Raw genomic sequence first — 18,815 nt, 5'->3', positions numbered from 1 at the left:
CGCTCAGCAGTGTCCCCCACGACGTTTCAGCAGCAGCGTGGCCAGGCCGAGCAGCAGCAAGATCCCGCCCATGACCGCCATGCCGGTGGCGGCACTGCCGGTCGTCGGCAATTCGCCTGCCACTGCGGATTCCGATGGCGATGGATTTTCGGACGTCCCGCCCCCCGGATCCACGGTCGGCGGCGTGATCGGTGGCTCCACGGTCGGCGGCGTGATCGGTGGCTCCACGGTCGGCGGCGTGATCGGTGGCTCCACGGTCGGCGGCGTGACCGGATCGTCCGAATCCACCAGGATCTTCGCCTGATTCGAGACGAAATCACGCTTCAGCCCCTGGTACAGACCACTGGCCTTCACGTCATTGATCGCCGCGGCTTGGCGTCGAACCCCTTCTGGCACTGTGGTCGGAGCCACGACGGTCACTGACTCCCCAGCTGCGATCGCCGGCAAACTGAGCCGCATAGCGGTGGCCGCTTCAGGGCTTTCCCTCCAGCTGCCGTTGTCCGCCGCCGTCGCATCCGTAGAGTACTCGATTTTCACCCCTGGAATATTCGCCACGGCGGGACCGGAGAAGGTCACTTGGAAGTCAGACCCCCTCCCGTCGCCCGGAGCCGGCAGCCGGTCGAAGAGCACCACGTCGGTCAGCGGATCAGGCAGGGTGTTGGTGACATAGATCTGCCAATCGGCCCGGCCCGGCGACTCCACCGTGTCACTCAACGACCAATCAGTCTTGTCCGCATCGCGGACCATCTTGCCTACCAAAAGCCCACCTGCGGTCAAAACCCGCGAGGTCCCGGTGGACTTGGCGATGCGTTCCAGGACAGTGCTGAATCCATGGACGTCCTGGTCGAAATAGCCGCTTGCAAACCACATTTCAATCCCCGAATAGGGCTGGTCGGTGGTGTACGCCCAAGACTCTGCGGTGACCCGGGAGACGTTGGGATCATAGGCCTGCGGCAGAACCCGGACCGGAAGATTGTAGTCGAACATGTCCGCGGGCTCCCGGCGGTCCTTGGCCGAATCCCAGGAACGCACCGATTCGAGTTGCTTGAAATCGAAAACCACGACCTGGCGCTCCACACCAGCTACCCGAATGCTTTCCGTGCGCACGCTCAGGCCCTGGCCTTCCAACGGAACCTGGATGCCGCTTGTCGGAGTTTTTTCATAGACCGCACTGACCCCGACCTCAGGATCATAGAAGACCCCGGCCGGGAGTACCACCCGCATCACTGAATCCTGGTACGAACGTCCAGCTGGATCGAGGTTGGCGATTTTCGCCTGGTAGACCGCAGTGCCACCCACCTCGATCGCACTCGGCGCGGTGATCACGGTAATGATCGGAACCACGTCGACGACCTTGACCTTCGCTTCATCCGAAGCCTGGTTCATGACGGCCCCGCTGGACAGAACTCCATCGGCCACGGCCTGGTTCGAGATGGGCGTGCTGGGCGCAGCGCTTCCATCTTTCAGCGACGGGTAACTTGCGATGAATCCGGGAGTCACCGTCACCTGTGATCCGCCGGAGATCATGGCCCCTCCGGGACCGACCGTGACGCGCCATCCGGTGATCCGCTCGCCTGCTGGGAGATTGAGGACCTGGCTGTACCCGTCCGCGTTCTGAAAGTTCTGCGAACCCTCGACCTGGGTGGTCAGGAGGAAGTCGGTTCCGGTGTCCAATCCGCTGGTATCGAAGCTCTGCCATGAAGTGCGAACGTTCGTCGTGTATTCATAGCTGAAGGGCAACGCGTCCGCCTGCAGAACCGCATTGAAACGGACGGCCATTCGGTAATTTTCCATATGGTCGAAGAACTCTTCGTTGCCCGCGTATTGATCAGTCACCACCAAACGATCAAGCTTTTCGGCGTCCAGACTGTTCTGATAAGAGGCCCGGACCTGATAACTGCTCTGCCAGATCCCGTTTCCGACCGTCGACGTTTCAGATTCCCCCATGATGGTTTTGTCGAGCGAAATCTTCTTGCTGGATCCCTGTCCGAGCTCCGGAACCTGGGTGTTCCCCGGTGTCTGGGCCCGCCAGTTCCCGCTGTTGTCCTTGACCTCGAGCGCCACGGTATTTGCGGGCGGCAACTGCCCATCGGGGAAGACGGATGGCGGATAATACACCGATAGCCAGACTGCGGTCTCCGTGGTCATCGAGGAGGCCTCCGGTCCGTACCGACCGTCGCGCTGCCAAACCGCCGACGTGCCGCCATCCGCCGCCGGGGTGATCGTCCACACTCCCGGGGCGGCCGAGGTCCCGCGAATCTCCGCCCCGGCCGGCAGCACGTCGCTGAGCCGCTGGGCCCAGGTGGTGAACGTGTTGGTGTCCGGACCAGGCCCGCCGACATTGAAGTAGTAGGTGACTTCGCGATTTCCGGAGCCGACCAGGGTGCTGAAAGTTTTGGTCGCGTGGTAGCCCCACTGCCCGGTCACTCTGGTGGTTGCGGTATCGGCAGGAACGCTGCCGGTCGAGGTGGCAGAACCTTCGATTCGTACATCAAAGACCGAGCTCTCGTCTTTGGCTTCGTTTTCGTCCTGGGTCACCGAAAAATTAAAAGACGAAAGCGGCTTTTCGAGGTCCTTCAAGACGAAGGAAACCTTTCTGGTTACCGGATCGTATTCATAGGCCGCCACAGGGGAGTCTTCCCCGGTCGCAACCGCTTCGAAAACGACCCCCTCCGGCAAGGTCGCGGTCAAGACCGCCCCTTTGACCACCGGGTCGCCGTCGATCGTCACGGTGTACGTGAAGCCGTCACCGACTCCGACGGATTCCGGCGCAGTGATGCCGATCGAATAGTCGTTGACATCGGCCGATGCCGGAACAGCCACAGCCCCGACCAGACCAACCGCTAAAAATACTGAAATAACTGACGCAAAGAAAACCTTCAACGAAGACTTCTTTCGCTTTCTCTGAATAAACATGGACATCCGATCAGCCAGTTCCGGATTACTAAAATATTCAGCAATCCGGAACACTACGATGAGCGTGTTCCACACAGTTTGAAATACGACAACCGTTCCCCCCAAAAACGCGGTCGCGACAAGCGCATCCCCCCAAAGAACGTGGCTACGAAAGGCGATCCTCCCCCAAGAACACACGATGAGGCTAACACATTGAATATTTTATTGTCTATTCACAATCGATCCACGAAGCAATTTCCATGATTCAACGAGATTCGACTAAGGCGACTTAGTCAGGGTTGCAACGGAATTGGTCGACTAATTTACGCATAGTAGGTTACCAAAATTACCAAAGTCTCTAGTTAATCTGCGGCAAAGGCCCTCGCTGAAGTCATTAATTTTTGCATAGTAAGGTTACCTAATTTTAAATCCTCGGACATCGTGCCGCAGGCTCCGGGGCGGACTACCGCAGCACCGGGCTGCCTGCGAGGCCGTGGTACGACAACGGCCAGCTGGCACGGATAGACTGTTCCGGCAACGCACCTGAATTTCGACGCCGTGTAGAATCGTTCCGGAACGCGTGGCATCGAATCGCGGAGGAGGCCGGCCAGATGAACGCACACAGTGCGCGATTCGTCCGCGGCTGGATCGCAGCCCTGTTCGCCACCACCGTCGCTGCCTGTTCGCACACCATCGGCGGAGGCGCCTTCCCACTCGGCATCGCCTTTTTGCTCGCCCTCGTGCTGTCCGCCCTGGTCTGCACCGCGCTGGCCGGGAAGACGCTGAGCTTGCCCAGACTGACCGTCGCGGTCCTGCTTTCCCAAGTGATTTTCCACGGGCTTTTCGCGCTGCTCGGCGACGCTGGTTTCGGCCCGTCCAGCGCCGTGCCCGCGGGTCATCACCATGCGTTCTTCGGGGTTCCGGCCGGGGTCGCCGAACCGGCGGTGGCAGGGATGGACCTCACCATGCTCGCCGCGCACCTGGGCGCCGCGCTGCTGACCATCGCCGCCTTCCATCGGGGCGAGCGGGTCGCCCGGCAGTTCGTCGGAATCCTGGCGCTGCTGCTACGCCCATTGTTCCGGCTGCTCGCCGCGCTGCTGCCGGCTCAGGAAGTCCATCCGCGGGTCGCGGCCCGCACCCGGCTGGCTGCATTCAACTCACGTGACGTTTTCCTGCGGCTGCAATACCGCGGACCTCCTCGGCTGCTCAGCACGCACTAGCCACCGGTTCGGCGCCTTCCAGCCACCGGTCGATCAGCCGTGCAGTTCCTGCCACGGCAGTCTGCGGATCCCGCTCTGCTGCGGGTTCCGAGTTTCCGACCAATCGGCCGGGCCTGCGTTCTGCAGCACCCCGGCATCGGTTGCCAGCCATTCTGTTCAGCTTCTTTCGGAGAACCCATGCATCCCCTTTCCCGTTCGGCAATCGCCGTCGGCGCCATCGCAACCTTGCTGGCCGTTGCCGCCTGCGGCAGCACCGCCGGCTATTCGCCCGGCAATTCCCCGGCTCCGCCGACTGAGTCGGCAAAGGCCACCAGTTACCCCTATACCGTAGAAAATTGCGGTCTGAGCCAAACCTTCGACCAGGCACCGAGCCGAGTAGTGATCCTGAACGGGCAATCCATCGCAGAGGTGCAGAGCGTCATCGCGTTGGGCCTGGACAAAACCGTGATCGCCAATGCGCAACGGTACGGGGTCTACGACGAGCCGGGCATGGCGGAGAAGATCAATGCCTTGCCTTCGGCCAACGGAAACACGCCGACCGGCAAGGACATCCCCGCCGAGACCCTGCTCAGCCTCAAGCCCGATCTGGTGCTGGCCAATTCGTCGGCCGCTTTCGACGCCGGCAAGGGCATGGCGACACGGGAACAGTTGGCCGCGATCGGAGCCAAAACCCTGGTCAATCCAGCGCAGTGCGCACTCGGCAAAACCGACGCCACGGACGCGGAAAAGCAGGATCTGGCCCAAGCGTCCTGGACTTCGGCCAAGACCTACTACGCTTTGCTCGGCCATGTCTTCGACGTCGAGGCGAAGGCTCTCGAGCTCTCGGACCAGATCGATCAACGCGTGCAAAAGGTCCAGGCGGCAGTGCAGAAGGAAGCTGCCACCAAGCCCGGGAACAACGACAAACCGCAAGCGCTGATCGCGGTCCCCGGGATGTCCATGATGAACTCCAGCGGATTGCCGGCGGTCCTGACCGGAAGCAGTTATGACTCGTTGTTGGAGGCCGCCGGAACCAGCAACGCGTTCTCCGGGAAAGACCGGACCTTCACCCGGAGCCTGAGTGCCGAGCAGCTGGCTGCGGCCAACGTCGAGGTGCTGGTCCTCGGCGGATTCAGCGCCGGCGAGGACCTCGCCGCCGAGGCGGCGAAGATCTTCGCCGCCTATCCGCAGTGGTCGGCTGCCAAAAACAACCGCTATGTGACGTTGGCGGATAGCGCATACCTGGGACCGCAGAACGCCATCGCCATCGAAAAGATCGCCAAGGTCGCACACCCAGATGCGTTCAACTAGACCGCCGGAAGCCGTCGGCGCAACGTCTGCGGCCGTCCGCTTCGCCCACCGTCCGGTGGGCAAAGCGGGGCTGGCTGCGGCTTTGCTGCTGATCGGCCTGGCGGGCAGCATCATGCTGGCCACCGCATTGGGCCAGGTCGCCGTCCCGCCCGGGGAGATTTTCGCGGTGATCGGCCGCAACCTGAGCGGGCAGGGCGCGGCGGCTGCCGATCCGGGCATGCTGCTGAACCAGCAGATCATCTGGCAGTTGCGGCTCCCCCGGGTCCTGCTCACCGCCTTGGTCGGAGCGGCCTTGGCGATGGCCGGCGCAGTCCTGCAAGGCGTGGTGGGCAATCCATTGGCCGATCCGTTCGTGATCGGTGTCTCGTCGGGATCGTCATTGGGGGCGATCTCGGTCATGGCGCTGGGCAGCACGGCATTGGCCGGGCTCGGGGTGAGCGCCGCAGCTTTCGTGGGCGCCCTGCTGACCTTGCTCCTGCTGGTTTTCTTGGCGCAACGCTCCGGAAAACTCTCCGGATACCGGATCGTGCTGGCCGGCGTCGCGCTCGGCCAGGCCGCGATGGCCGGAACCACGCTGATCCAACTGCATGTGGACCCGGCCCAGGTCCGGGGCATTTTGTTCTGGATGCTCGGCAGCACCGCGGGCGCCACCTGGTCGCAGCTGCCGATACTGGCCGTGGTCACCGGAATCACCGCACTGTTCCTGGTGGCCCGGTCCCGGCAACTCAACGCCCTGGCCCTGGGCGACGACGACGCCGTCGCCCTCGGGATCAACGTCAACTCGCTGCGCTGGCAATTGCTCGTCGCCAGCGCCTTGCTGACCGCCGTGGCGGTCACCGTGGCCGGCGCGGTCGGCTTCGTCGGCTTGATCATCCCGCACGGACTCCGGATGCTCGGATTCTCCGACTACCGGAAGCTCTTGCCGCTGAGTTTGGCCGGCGGAGCGATTTTCCTGGTGCTCATCGATTTGGCTTCCAGGTTGATCGATCCGCCGAACGAATATCCGCTGACCATTTTCACCGCAGCCTTGGGAACACCATTCTTCCTCTGGCTGCTCCGCACCCGCAAAGAGGAACGCGCAGTATGAGTCTCCAATTGAACAACGTGACGGTCCGCATCGGCCATCGGGCGATCCTCGACGATGCCACGCTCACGCTGCAACCCGGGTCGATCACTGCGGTGGTCGGACCCAATGGCTCGGGCAAAAGCAGCCTGCTCCGGGCCGCCTACCGGGCGCTCAAGCCGAACCACGGTTCGGTGCTGATCGATGGCAGCGACATCTGGCAGTCGAGCGCACGCGCGGCGGCGAGAAGCCGCGCCGTCTTGCCGCAGCAGCAGAGCCAAGGCCTGGGCTTCACCGCTTACGAAGTGGTCAGCATGGGCCGGACGCCCTTCGCCCGCGCCCTGAGCGGCCTTGACGCGGCCGACCGGGCGCTGATCGAACAGGCCTTCCAGGACGCCGGCTGCACCGGATTGGCGGGACGGGATTTCGCTTCGCTGTCCGGTGGCGAGCGGCAACGGGTGCTGTTGGCCCGGGCGCTGTGCCAGAATGCACCGCTGCTGATCCTCGACGAGCCCACCAACCACCTCGACATCGCCGCGCAATTGGACTTGCTGGCTTTGCTGGACGGCTTCGTCTCCGGAGCGACCGGCCGCAGCGTATTGCTGGCCCTGCACAATTTGGATCAGGCGCTGGCGCACGCCGATCATCTGCTGCTGATGCACCAGGGAAAAATCTACGACGCCGGCCCGCCGGAAACGGTGCTCAACCCGGAAAACATGCGCTTGGTGTTCGGCGTCGCAGCCGAGCTGACCCGGAACCGGCTCACCGGCAAAGCCGGCATCCAGTGCGCACCGCTCGGCCCGGCAGCCCGCAGCAACCCCGCCGCCCAGATCACTGAGGCCTGTGCATGAACGCGCTCCCGAACGACCGCACCGGCTTGCCTCGGCCCAAAATCCGGCCGCATCCGGCATTGCCGGCCGGCGTCGCCGGCGCACTGGTCCTGCTCGCCTTGCTCCTTCCGCTGTTGCAGGGCGAGGAGTTCTACGCTTCGTTGAACCGCGGCTATCCAGGCGTATTCACCGCCGTGGCAACCTCGGTGTTGCGGACCGTCGCGTGGCTCGGCGCGGTGGCCACGCTCGCCCAGCTGGGACTGCTCTGCTTCTTCGGCGGTCCGGGCTATGCCGCTGGGGATTCCGGCCGGGCGGCGGCCCGGCGTGCCGCCGGCTTCGCCGTGGTCTGGGGCTTGAGCAGTCTGCTGCTCATCGGTTTCATCGCCGCGGACAACAACGGAGTCCCGCTCAACTGGGTGGTCTCCAGCAGTTTCATGGTCTTCCTGGACACCACCCAGGCAGCCCAGGCTTGGGTGTTCGCCGCACTATGCGCAGCGGTGATCGTCCCGGCCCTGTTGTTGTGGCAGACCTGGGTCAGCCGGTTCGTCTCGCTCGTGCTGCTCTGCTCGGCGGTCTTGCTCACCGTGCTGGTCGGCCAGGTTTCGGTCGGTGCCGACCATGATTTCGCCTCCGATGCGGCCGGCTTCGCCGTGCCGGCGGCGCTGCTCTGGCTCAGCAGCCTGCTCGGTGTGTACTGGTTCTTGGCCGCTGGTGGAAAGCTCAGCGCACAGGGGTTCCGGCGGTTCCACGTCATGTCCTGGATCTGCGCCGGGGTCGCGCTCGTGGGCTACGCCGCCGTGGCCTACCAAGGCCTGGCCGGAAATGCCCCCACCGATTCCAGCTACGGAACGATTTTCCTGGTCGCGCTGCTCGCCGCCGCCGGCTCGGCGTTGCTGGCCTGGTCCAATGCCCGGCAGTTCAACCGAGCCATGGCCGAGCAGGCCAAGGTCCCGGCCGGCTATCGCTGGCGGCTGACCGCGCTGCTGGGCTTGGGCGCGGTCTTCCTCGGCGCGTTGCTCGCCCTGCAACGGACGATCCCGCCGCGCTACCTGCTGGTGCAGAGCACCCAGGAGAACTTCCTCGGTTTTTCCATCGACGGAGCCCGCAGCTTCATCGGCTGGTTGTTGCCCGGCCGCGCCAACGTGCTGTTCAGCAGCATTGCGATCATCGCGGTGCTGCTCTACTTGCTGGGCGTGCGCACCCTGCGCAACCGCGGCGATGTCTGGAGCAAGGGCCGGACCATCAGCTGGCTGCTCGGTTGGCTCGCGGTCTACTATTTCACCTCGTCGGTCTGGGCGGAACGCTCGCCTGGATCTTTCGGGCTGCACATGATGGGGCACATGGGACTGAACATGCTGGCCCCGGTGCTCCTGGTGCTCGGCGGTCCGGTCACCTTGGCACTGCGCGCCTTGCGCCCGGCCAAGCCCGGTGCGCCCAGCGGTCCGCGGGAATGGATCAATGCCCTGATGCATTCGAAGATCTCGCTCTTCCTGACCAATCCGCTCCTGGTCTTCGCGATCTTCGTCGGCTCCTATTACGCGCTGTATTTCTCGCCGCTGTTCGAACTCGGCATGCGCTACCACTGGGCGCACCAGGCGATGAACCTGCACTTCATCATTTCCGGCTACCTCTTCTACTGGATCGTGATCGGCATCGACCGCGCGCCCCGCCCGATGCCCTACATCGGCAAACTGGGTTTCACCCTCGCCGCAATGCCGTTCCACGCCTTCTTCGCGGTCGCGGTGATGTCTTCGACCACGATCATCGGGGAAAACTTCTACCGTTCCCTGCAACCGGATTGGAACACCGATTTCAAGGCCGACCAATACCTGGGCGGCGGAGTGGCCTGGGCAGCCGGCGAATTGCCGCTGATCGTGGTCGTGATCGCCTTGCTCACCCAATGGTCCAGATCCGATCAGCGCGAGGCCAAACGCAAGGACCGGCGGGGTGATCAGGGATTGGACGACAGCCTGGACAACTACAACGACATGCTGGCGGCGCTTTCCGACCGCAACCGGCCGCAACCCGAGCAGCCGAATCGCGACGCCGCCCGGCAAGGAGAGCAGTGATGGACACACGGCTGGACGAACCCGGGACCGCGGCGGCGGAACACCCGCCGATCGAACTGCAGTTGACCGGAATGACCTGTTCGGCCTGCGCGGTGCGGATCCAGAAGAAACTCGGCAAGCTCGACGGCGTGGCGGCAACGGTCAACTTCGCCACCGAACGGGCGGTGCTGCGCGGCTTGCCCGCGGAACGGACCGCGGAGGCCGTGGCCGCCGTGGAGGCGGCCGGCTACGGAGCCACCGCAGTGGTCCGGAGCGCTTCTTCGATGCCGGAGACCAGCGCCCCGGAACGCAGCGCGATGTTGTTGCGCCGGCTGATCGTGGCCGCGGTCCTGACCCTGCCGTTGGGCAACCTCGCGATCGTGCTCGCCCTGGTGCCAGACCTGCGCTTTCCGTTCTGGGACTGGCTGTGCGTGCTGATCGCCACTCCGGTGGTCTTCTGGTGCGCCTGGCCATTCCATCGGGCCGCGGCGAAAAATCTCCGGCACGGCAGCTTCAGCATGGACACCTTGGTTTCGCTCGGCGTGCTGGCCTCGTATTTCTGGTCGGTTTTCGCGATCATCTTCTCGGACAAAACCACTCCGGGCTATTGGGTCGGCTTCGGCCAGACCCCGCCGGGAGCAGACTCGATCTACCTCGAAGTGGCCGCCGGCGTCACCACCTTCCTGCTGGCTGGGCGCTATTTCGAAGCCAAGTCGCGGCACAAGGCTTCCGGGGTGCTCGGCGCCTTGGCGAAGCTCGCGGTCGGCGAGGTCCGGGTGCTGCGCGACGGACAGGAATCCCTGATTCCAATCTCGCAGCTCCGGGTGGGCGAACAGTTCGTGGTCCGGCCCGGTGAGCGGGTGGCCTGCGACGGCGAAGTGCTCGCCGGCCAGGCCGGCGTGGACACTTCGCCGATGACCGGCGAACCGGAGCCCAAACCGGTAGCGCCCGGCGACGGGCTGATCGGCGGGACCGTGGTCCTCGACGGACGGCTGCTGGTCCGTGCGCTCAAGGTCGGCGAAAGCACACAGCTGGCCCAACTGGCCGCGCTCGCAGAACACGCCCAGACTCGCAAGGCCAATATCCAAGCCCTCGTGGAGCGGATCGTCGGGGTTTTCGTTCCGGTGATCCTGGTACTCACGGTTCTGGTTTTCGCCGCCTGGATGCTGAGCGGAAACTCCGCGGAGAAGGCCTTCGGCGCCGCGATCTCGGTGCTGATCATCGCCTGCCCCTGCGCGTTGGGGCTCGCTACCCCGATGGCCCTGATGGTCGGCGTGGGCCGCGGCAGCCAGCTGGGCATCCTGATCAAAAGCCAACAGGCGCTGGAATCTTCGGGCCGCATCGACACCGTGGTGCTGGACAAAACCGGGACCCTGACCACCGGCGAAATGAGCGTGCACCGGATGGCGGTGTTCGACGTCGCGGCCGGCGCGGACCCGGCCGGCCCACAGACCCCGGAACAGCTCACCGCGCTGGCCGCCGCTGCGGAGGCCGACTCGGAACACCCCACAGCCCGGGCGATCATCGGCTTCGCCGAGCAGAACGGCTTGCGCGCCCCGCTCGCCGAAGAGTTCGGCGCGCTGCCGGGCCGAGGCGTCCGGGCCGTGGTCCAGGGCGCAGAAGTGCTGGTCGGAAGTGCTGCGCTGCTGGCCGAACGTGGCGTGCCACGCCCGCCGTCCGCTTTGGACGACGCCACCGGAACCTTGGTCTTCCTGGCCGTGGACGGGGTGGCCCGTGCGGTCTACGCGCTGCAGGATTCGCTGCGCAAAGGCGCCGGCGAAGCCGTCGGAATGCTGCACGGACTGGGCCTGCACACGGTGCTGCTCAGCGGGGACCGGCAGCGCGCCGCAGACGACGTCGCCGCCCAGTTGGGCATGAAACAGGCGATCGGCGGGGTACTGCCGACGGAAAAGGCCAAGGTTCTGGCGGATCTGCAAGCAGCCGGGCGCCGGATTGCGATGGTCGGCGACGGGATCAATGACGCGGCGGCGTTGGCCACTGCCAATTTGGGCATGGCCATGGTGAGCGGCACCGACGTCGCGATGAAGTCTGCCGACATCATTCTGATCCGTCCGGACCTGCGCGTGGTCGCCGATGCGATCGTGCTGTCCAGACGCACCCTGCGCACCATCCGCGGAAACCTGGTGTGGGCCTTCGTGTACAACGTGGCGGCGATCCCATTGGCCGCCTTCGGCCTGCTCAATCCGCTCATCGCCGGTGCGGCGATGTCCCTGTCCAGCCTCTTCGTGGTGACCAACAGCCTGCGGCTGCGCAACTTCACGGCGAGCTCCGACTCACCTGCGGCAGTCGGCGACCCCGCCTCCGACGACGCCGAGGAGTCCCGATGAGCTGCCCGGTGACCGGGCTCGGAGCCGATCGCGCTGAGCCGTTCGAACGGGATGCCGAAGGCGCGGTGCAGCTGTTCGGCGCAGCCTACGTCCAGGATCCCTACCGGGTGTTCCAGCACCTTACCAGGAACGGGCAGGTGCACCGGGTACGCTTCCCCAGCGGGGTCAACGCCTGGCTGGTCACCGGGGCGGACGCCGCCGCTGAACTCCTGCAGCATCCGGACATCCGGAAGAACCACGACGTCGGCAATCCGCGATGGCGGGCCAAAGCCTCGATCATGCCGGAACCGCAGCACACCCGTTTGCAGTCGCATCTGCTGCACCAGGACGGCGAAGTGCATGCCCGGATGCGGAAACTGATCCTGCCCGCGTTCTCCGCGCGCGCAGCAACGGAATTGGAAGGCCGGATAGCGGATCACGCCGATCAGCTCATCGATGGCTTCCCCGATTCCGGAGGCCTGGATTTGGTTCCGGAATACATGGCGCTGCTGCCTTTCCGGGTGCTTTCGCTCGCGATCGGTTTGCCGCCCCGGCTCGCCGACGGCTTCGACCCCGCTTGGGGCAAGGTGGTGCAGCCGGTCGGACCGGACGACCCTTGGCGTCCCGAGTATGAACGGCTCTTGCGGGAGCTCGAGGCGTACATCGCCGAAGTGGTCGCTGACGCCGCCCGGCCGGAACGCTCCGGGCTGCTGGCCCGTTTGGTCCGGGCACAGGCTGCCGGGAGCTTGAGCGCAGACCAGCTGTCCTCGTTGGTCTTTCAGCTTTTGGTGGCCGGTCAGGAACCGGTGACCCACCAGCTGTCGACCTCGATGCTGGCCTTGTTGCAGCACCCGGAAGCCCGGGCCGATTTCGTCTCCCGGCCGGAGGCGCGGTCGCTGTGGATCGATGAATTGATCCGTTACGACGGAGCTTTCGCCCTGGCCACTTGGCGCTTCTTCACGGTCGACACGGATTTTCGGGGAACCCGGATCCCCGCGGGTGATTCGGTGATCGTCGCGCTGAATGCGGCCAATCGGGACTTGCCCGGCGGCGACCGGCTGGATTTCGGCGGGCGGTCCGAATCCGTTGCGCAGCTCAAATCCAGCCGGCAACGGCGCAGCAGTCACTTCGGTTTCAGTGCCGGCCCGCACTATTGCCCTGGCGCGGCCTTGGCCCGGAGCCAATTGGCCTGGGGCCTGGGCAGGCTTTTCGACCGGCTCGAGGGGCTCGCCCTGGACTCCTCCGCCGAACCGCCATCGTGGATTGCCGCGGTGTTGACGCGAGGCCTGAAAAGCCTTCCCGTGAGCTACCGGGAGCTGCGTCGATGACCGCAGTGGCCGCCGTCCGATCCCCGGCCCACCGGATCCTGGAGCTGTTGTTGCCGTACCGGCGCACCGCCGAGCCGCGCGGGTCCAGCCGCCCGGCGGACTTTCCGCGGATTCTCGAAGCGCTCGGAGAGGTGGCCGGCACCGACCGCCGGCTGCTCTTCGCGCTGCCCGGGTTTCCTTGCAAATCCCCCAATCCAGCGAAGGTGATGGGCGCACTGCCCGACGCCGGAGAACGCGCTTCGCTGCGATTCCTCAATGCTTTGTGCGCGCAGATCGAGGCGGTGCATCCGGCTGGCGTGAGCTTGGCGATCTGTAGTGACGGGCATATTTTCGCCGACGCGATCGGCGTAGACCAGGATGCCATCGACGCCTATTTCGACGACCTACGGCAAACCGCAGAGGCTGAAGGCCTGAAGCACTTGGTGTTCTTTTCGCTCCGCGACCGTTACCCGGGCCGGATGGAGCAACCCCGCCGGCAAGCGATCATCGAGCAGTACGGTCCCGGCCTTGACGAACTCCGCGGCCAAGTGCGCGCCGATCCGACGCTGGCCACGCTTTACCGGGGCATCATCAGATTCCTGGTCGACGACTCGGTAGACCACCAAGGCACGCGTTCGGCACTGCAACGTGATTGCCGACGTCGGGCTTACCAGGTGTTGCAACGCAGCATGGCCTGGGGCGGCATCGTCGCAGAAGAATTCCCGGAGGCGGTGCGGCTTTCAATCCATCCGCAACCGCCGGATTCGGAGAAGTTCGGCCTGCGCTTGCTGGATTCCGATTCGGTGTGGACCACCCCGTGGCATTCCGCGCCGCTGAAGCTGGCCGATGGCAGCCTCAAACTGCTCCGCCGCGATGCGGTCCCGGCGGATGCCCAGTTGCGCTTGCGGCACGGTCGGCCGGATTTCTACGAACTCGGTGCCGAGCGGTAGCAGACCTCGACGAACGGGCTCAGCAGTTCCCAACCCAAGGCGGAATAGAGTCCACGCCCCGCTTCCGAGGCCATCAGCACCGCCGAGCTGCAGCCTCCGGCAACCGCCTCGGCGGCCAAGGAGTTCATCATCGCCCGCCCCAGCCCCCGACGTCGATGTGCGGTTTCCGTGACGATCTGGTCCGCCACGGCGACCCCGCCCGCGATGCCGATTCGGCCCCGTGCGGCAGGCGCGCCGTCGTGGTCCGTGATCCAGACCTGGCGGGCATTGGCCTCAGGCTCGACGAACAGCCGATAACCGGGCGGCAACAACTGCAGTTCCGACGGCACTGCGGAAAGCCCTGTGCCCATCAGGAACAGGGGTGGGCCGAACTGCCAACCTTCGGGGAAACAATCGCGCAGCCCTGCCTCAGTACCCGGAGCCTTGATCCAGTTCAGCTCCTGAGATACCGCCGCAGCCAGCGCCCGAATTCGATCCGGATTGCCGTCTTGGAGAACGTAGCGCGTCGCTTCTTTCGCGTTGTGCACGGCAATCGAGAAGCCACCGGCCATCGGCTCCGGCCAGCCGCTCCGCCTCGAATGCGCCCAACCATGCACCCAACCGCTGATCGCCGAGTCCAGTTCCATACCCACGGCCTTTCGTCCCTGACGTTATTAGTCTTCACGCTATTAGTCTTCGGAGTTCGCTTACTGCTCTGTGCCCAGAGCGGCCTGGATGGCATCCACGCCCCGCTTCCGAAGCCATCAGCACCGCCGAGCTGCAGCCTCCGGACAAGTTCTTCAGTCGTAAGTAGTCCGGTCATGCCGCTGAGTACATCGTTCTTGTGTTACTGCTCTTTGGTAGAGCGGTTGTAACCCGGACAGAATTTAATCGCACCGTTGCCGAATTCTTCATGAAATAGCCAACCACAGCTCATCTACTCTGACTGTTTGTCATCCGAATCGTGGACATCAGTTGACTTTGTTATGCAAAGAACGCGAGTGTAAACCTTTTGTTGGACATTTTTCTCACGTTGGCATCCGAGACTAATTGTATTTAATTTAGACGATAAATCAGTTAAGCATCATTATTTCGATCTGGAGATTTTTTACGAATCAAATTTTCTCTATACTCGTCAGTTTTTTTCGCACTTCGATTTCCTGCAGAAATTCCAACAAAAGCACCGAGGCCAACTCCTACGCCAACGATCGCGTAAAGAGACTTCTCCCACCCAAAAAATAATCCGATCAAAACCGTGGCCGCAATTCCGGCAGCTAAGAAGGCAATTGTTGCGGGCTTTTTAATCAATTTATATCCTAAGAAAATAGTGCAGAAATTCCATCGAGGAAAGATCCAGATCGGCCTAATCCGCCAGTATAGGCTCCAAATAGTCCTCCGGTAAAGGCTCCAGTTCTCACATCTCCTCCATCAATTTTTGCTGCTACAGCGCCACCGGTAAATCCTCCGACTCCGCCCGCTACTGCGCCGATAGCGGCAGCAGCAACAAAACCGCAACCACCTAGAGTAGCGGCACAAAAGGCTCCAGTGATGACTGCGGTAAACGCAAATCCGATACCGAAGCCTACGGCACTACCTGCCGTCAGCAACCCGCTGGGGTCTGAGTTGTTGATCGGATTGTTGACCGCGTAGGTGTAGGGGTTGGCTTCTTGCCCGGAGGGGTCTTGTTGGGTGAAGCGACCCAGGGCCGGGTCGTAGTAGCGGGCGCCGAGTTTATAGAGTCCGGTTGCGCTGTCGTAGATCCCTCCGATGTAGCGAAGCGTGTTGGTTTCTGCCGCACCCGGTGTGACCGTACGGCCTACTCCGTAGGGGTCGTATGAGTAGCCGCCGACCTTTTTGCCAGCGCTGTCCAACAGGGCGATGACTGAACCTTGAGCGTCGGTGACGTAGTAGATACGCGTGCTTCCGGTATTTTTAGAGAGAATGTTCCCGTTCGGATCCCGAAAATAGGTTGTCTTCTCGTTCCCGTCCACGGTCATCTCCAAACCGAGCTGGGTCTGGTATTCCTTCACCGTCCCGTTCTCGCCTCGGTTGGTGTTTCCCTGGCCCATGTACTGGTACTTCGTTTCAGTCCCATTTTTGGTAATGTTCCGGGCGCCGTTTCGAGTGTTGCAAGCGAACTGGGTGCTGCTTTCCGGATTCGCGGTCATGTTCCCGGCCTCGTCATAGATCCAACCCGAAGGCTTGGCTGAGGAAGCGGTGATCTGGTTCGCGTCGTTGAAAGAATATGTTTTGGTCTCCGCCGGCGAACCGGAGGCACCCGTGGTGACAGTCTTGATTCGATTGCCCGCAGGATCGTATTCATAAGCCCACGAGGCACTCACCGTTGCCCCGGTCTGCTCGGTGGCATTGATGAGTTGGTTCTTCGAATCATAGGCATAGGTCGATACCGCGCCAGCAGCGACGCCTTCTTCGACATAAGAGGTTTTGGTCTGCAACAGTCCACGATCAGTGCCTGCGACGTCTTTGAAAACATAGCCGACGTCGTAAACCACCGCGCCGGTCGCGTCCTTGACGGTGCTCCGCGTGGGACGCTGGGAGATGTCATAAGTTGTGGTCTTCTTCGCGCCACCCGGGAAAACCTGGCTGGTCACTGACCCGGCGCTGTTGTACTCGTAAGCAATGCAATCCGATCCCGCAGGAGCAGGGCTCGCCGCCGTGCAGCTCCGGGACGAGGCTGTTCCCGCATTGGTCAGTTGATTCGCCGCATCCCGACCATACCCGCCAAGGTAGTCGTATCCACCCTCGCCATAGTTGCCCCAAAAATCGGCGAGATTGCCATTCGCGTCTGGGGTTGCCGACTTATCCAAATCCGGTTGGCTGTTGTAACGGTAGATCCGCGGGCCTTGCGGATCCCCGAAAATATTGAACCTCGTGAACCGTTGCTCCGTGGCTCCCCGGCCGGTCGGACTGGGATAAGTGCTATCGGAGTAGTTGTACCTATTGGACGAATCGAGGTCCAACCCGTCAAACCCCAAAGATGCATTGGCAGTGTTTCCGTCAGCTGAGGGCTGGTTTGTATAAAAAAGCGCATCGGTGGCGTTGTAGTTGTACGTGACTTTCGTGCCGCGCGGATCGGTGACTGTTTTCGGCCTACTCACTGAGTCATACGTATACGTTGTTGGCTTCAAGGGCGCAGGTGGGGTTACTTTGGTCAAATCACCGTTCGTGTTGTAGCCGAATGTGGTGACCTTGCCGTTTGCATCAGTGGAGGAGCATGTCATACCGGCGAAGGCCCCGGACACGCTGCGGTCGGCTTTTTCCCTGGTGATCTGGAATTTCTGCCCGCCGGTTGTCTCGTCTTTGGCGGAGATCATGTTGTTCTGTCCGTCGTAGGCGAATGTCGATTTGTTCGACTGCGCATCGGTGGCGCACTTGACCTGGTAAGCGTTGCCAGAGCCACCGTTGTTGCAATCAGCGTTCTGTGCATAAGCGGCTGAGGCTGCGGCGCCGGTCGGCAAGGAAACACCGGACTGATTGCCCAGCGAATCGTATTCGTACTTGGTCACGTCTCCAGCTGGCCCACCGGTAGCCGAACCCGAAGTCACCGATTGGATATCACTATTCGCCGTCCAGTCCTGGGATCTCGTCCGACCCAATTGATCCACCGAAGAAATTTGCCGACCCTGGGCATCGAGATTGACCGTGGAATTCTTCCCGGCCGGATCCGTCACCACCGTGTTCGTATCGTTGTATGCGAATTTCGTGACTCGCTCGGCATATACCTTGGGTGCGTTCTGGTCCGCACCTTCAGAACGCAGCGTCACGGATGCTGCCCTGCCGGCCTCGTCGTATGCGAAGTTGTAGGTGACCTTCACTCCGCCGACTGTTCCATAGGACGAGTTGGCCCGGTTCAAAGTCGCAGAGGCAACTTTGCCGTTGCTGCCATAACTGAATTCGTTAGAGATCGCGAGCTTGGTTGCCGGTGCCGGATTAGATTTTACTCCGGTTTGAATCAGTCGTCCGGCATCATCGCGTTTGTAATAGACCACCCGACTGTCCGGCAGTTTCACGGTAGTCTCAGCCCCGGTCTTGGTCACCGTCGAAACTCTTCCAGCAGCATCAGTGATCGAAGCCAGCTGAGTGCCGGTGTAAGCGTAGGTGGTGCCGATACCGTTTCGATCGACATCAGAGACGATGAATCCACCTGGCGAGAACGTCAGTTTCTGACCGGAGCTGTTATAGGTGACCTGCATCGTCCCGTCCGCCGGAGTGGCCAATGTGGCTTTCAACCCGACCGGCGACTTCCAAGATCCATCAGCGTTCTTGGTGAAGACCTGGTTGAACCCGGAGGTATCACGGAACGTCACCTGATTCCGATCCGCACTATAGGCAACGCCGATGTCCTGGCCGTAGGAGCCCCGCCAGTTGCCGCCCAACGATCCGGGGACGGTGTCCAGGCTGTTCTGTTGTAGACCTCGGAAAACTGAGGAGCGACGCCCGGGGCGTTCATCGCCAAGTTCTGATGCGCCAAAACCAGATTGCCCGTCGCCATATTCACCGCGGCGGTCAGTCCTTTGGTCAGCTGAATCTGATGCAGGGCGTAATACGGCAAGACCCCCAATTGCGAACTAGCTGCCGGAGCGGCGGCTGCCTCCCGCAAAGGAGCCGACTGCGCCTGCCGGGATAAAGGAGCCGGGCGTTCTTCCAAGGTCGCCGCGCCTTGCGCCGGCGTCTCAGCCCAAACGCCCGACGGCGCTCCGCCAACCGGAGTCCGATTAACCTCAGACGGGGCCTCCCACACGCTCGGCTCGGGATACTCCACCTGCGGCGGCGCAGGTGGAAGATCCGCCGCTCCTGCTGTGCCGGCCAAAGCGGTCAGACACACCGCCGAACCAACAACCACTGCCACCGAACGAAACCAAAAACCAGCCATCGCGGAAGTTCC

Annotated in this window: 12 protein-coding genes; 8 read left to right on the top strand and 4 right to left on the bottom strand. The window is 62.8% G+C overall.

Annotated elements, in window-relative coordinates; all coding sequences use genetic code 11:
* Window positions 1–3 precede the first annotated feature (3 nt).
* On the bottom strand, window positions 4–2,823 hold the full coding sequence (locus tag JOE69_RS00265) for an LPXTG cell wall anchor domain-containing protein (protein WP_309795067.1): 2,820 nt from the start codon (window positions 2,821–2,823) through the stop codon (window positions 4–6).
* A 683-nt stretch (window positions 2,824–3,506) separates the two neighbouring features.
* On the opposite strand from JOE69_RS00265, the gene JOE69_RS00260 reads away from it, so the two are divergent.
* The 8 genes from JOE69_RS00260 to JOE69_RS00225 all read left to right on the top strand — a co-directional run bounded on the left by JOE69_RS00260 (window position 3,507) and on the right by JOE69_RS00225 (window position 13,930).
* On the top strand, window positions 3,507–4,115 hold the full coding sequence (locus JOE69_RS00260) for a hypothetical protein (protein WP_309795065.1): 609 nt from the start codon (window positions 3,507–3,509) through the stop codon (window positions 4,113–4,115).
* Window positions 4,116–4,292: 177 nt separating this feature from the next.
* Window positions 4,293–5,405, top strand: coding sequence for an ABC transporter substrate-binding protein (locus tag JOE69_RS00255; RefSeq protein ID WP_309795063.1), 1,113 nt, complete (start codon window positions 4,293–4,295; stop codon window positions 5,403–5,405).
* The gene (locus JOE69_RS00250) at window positions 5,392–6,492 is read left to right on the top strand and encodes a FecCD family ABC transporter permease (protein ID WP_309795061.1); all 1,101 of its coding nucleotides are present in this window, start codon (window positions 5,392–5,394) and stop codon (window positions 6,490–6,492) included. The genes JOE69_RS00255 and JOE69_RS00250 overlap by 14 nt, the downstream gene beginning before the upstream one ends.
* Complete coding sequence (locus JOE69_RS00245; RefSeq protein WP_309795059.1) at window positions 6,489–7,319, top strand: ABC transporter ATP-binding protein; 831 nt, start codon at window positions 6,489–6,491, stop codon at window positions 7,317–7,319. The genes JOE69_RS00250 and JOE69_RS00245 overlap by 4 nt, the downstream gene beginning before the upstream one ends.
* Window positions 7,316–9,367 (top strand): cytochrome c oxidase assembly protein, encoded by a 2,052-nt coding sequence (locus JOE69_RS00240; protein WP_309795057.1) that lies wholly within the window; start codon window positions 7,316–7,318, stop codon window positions 9,365–9,367. The genes JOE69_RS00245 and JOE69_RS00240 overlap by 4 nt, the downstream gene beginning before the upstream one ends.
* Entirely contained in the window at window positions 9,367–11,694 is a 2,328-nt protein-coding gene (locus JOE69_RS00235) for a heavy metal translocating P-type ATPase (protein ID WP_309795055.1), read from the top strand. The genes JOE69_RS00240 and JOE69_RS00235 overlap by 1 nt, the downstream gene beginning before the upstream one ends.
* A complete protein-coding gene (locus tag JOE69_RS00230) occupies window positions 11,691–13,001 on the top strand; it encodes a cytochrome P450 family protein (protein ID WP_309795053.1) in 1,311 nt (436 codons plus the stop codon). Before JOE69_RS00235 ends, JOE69_RS00230 begins: the two co-directional genes overlap by 4 nt.
* Window positions 12,998–13,930, top strand: coding sequence for an L-tyrosine/L-tryptophan isonitrile synthase family protein (locus JOE69_RS00225; RefSeq protein WP_309795050.1), 933 nt, complete (start codon window positions 12,998–13,000; stop codon window positions 13,928–13,930). The genes JOE69_RS00230 and JOE69_RS00225 overlap by 4 nt, the downstream gene beginning before the upstream one ends.
* On the opposite strand, the gene JOE69_RS00220 is transcribed toward JOE69_RS00225, so the two are convergent.
* From JOE69_RS00220 to JOE69_RS00210, 3 genes are all read right to left on the bottom strand, one after another.
* Window positions 13,906–14,556: a GNAT family N-acetyltransferase gene (locus JOE69_RS00220; protein WP_309795048.1), complete on the bottom strand. Its 651-nt coding sequence runs from the start codon at window positions 14,554–14,556 to the stop codon at window positions 13,906–13,908. The two genes, JOE69_RS00225 and JOE69_RS00220, sit on opposite strands and share 25 nt — an antisense overlap.
* Window positions 14,557–14,986: 430 nt before the next feature.
* Window positions 14,987–15,217, bottom strand: a complete 231-nt coding sequence (locus tag JOE69_RS00215) for a hypothetical protein (protein WP_309795047.1) — start codon at window positions 15,215–15,217, stop codon at window positions 14,987–14,989.
* Between the two features lie 8 nt (window positions 15,218–15,225).
* Window positions 15,226–18,237 (bottom strand): RHS repeat-associated core domain-containing protein, encoded by a 3,012-nt coding sequence (locus tag JOE69_RS00210; RefSeq protein WP_309795045.1) that lies wholly within the window; start codon window positions 18,235–18,237, stop codon window positions 15,226–15,228.
* Window positions 18,238–18,815: the final 578 nt, after the last annotated feature.

Source organism: Arthrobacter russicus, from assembly GCF_031454135.1.
GTDB classification, from domain to species: Bacteria; Actinomycetota; Actinomycetes; order Actinomycetales; family Micrococcaceae; genus Renibacterium; species Renibacterium russicum.
This window is presented reverse-complemented; position numbering and strand designations above follow the sequence as displayed.

What these genes read in the sequence shown, in the direction of transcription:
- JOE69_RS00240 (WP_309795057.1), top strand. Translation starts at nt 7,316, where the DNA reads ATGAACGCGCTCCCGAACGACCGCACCGGCTTGCCTCGGCCCAAAATC.
- JOE69_RS00225 (WP_309795050.1), top strand. Translation starts at nt 12,998, where the DNA reads ATGACCGCAGTGGCCGCCGTCCGATCCCCGGCCCACCGGATCCTGGAG.
- JOE69_RS00260 (WP_309795065.1), top strand. Translation starts at nt 3,507, where the DNA reads ATGAACGCACACAGTGCGCGATTCGTCCGCGGCTGGATCGCAGCCCTG.
- JOE69_RS00235 (WP_309795055.1), top strand. Translation starts at nt 9,367, where the DNA reads ATGGACACACGGCTGGACGAACCCGGGACCGCGGCGGCGGAACACCCG.
- JOE69_RS00250 (WP_309795061.1), top strand. Translation starts at nt 5,392, where the DNA reads ATGCGTTCAACTAGACCGCCGGAAGCCGTCGGCGCAACGTCTGCGGCC.
- JOE69_RS00245 (WP_309795059.1), top strand. Translation starts at nt 6,489, where the DNA reads ATGAGTCTCCAATTGAACAACGTGACGGTCCGCATCGGCCATCGGGCG.
- JOE69_RS00220 (WP_309795048.1), bottom strand. Translation starts at nt 14,556, where the DNA reads ATGGAACTGGACTCGGCGATCAGCGGTTGGGTGCATGGTTGGGCGCAT.
- JOE69_RS00255 (WP_309795063.1), top strand. Translation starts at nt 4,293, where the DNA reads ATGCATCCCCTTTCCCGTTCGGCAATCGCCGTCGGCGCCATCGCAACC.
- JOE69_RS00230 (WP_309795053.1), top strand. Translation starts at nt 11,691, where the DNA reads ATGAGCTGCCCGGTGACCGGGCTCGGAGCCGATCGCGCTGAGCCGTTC.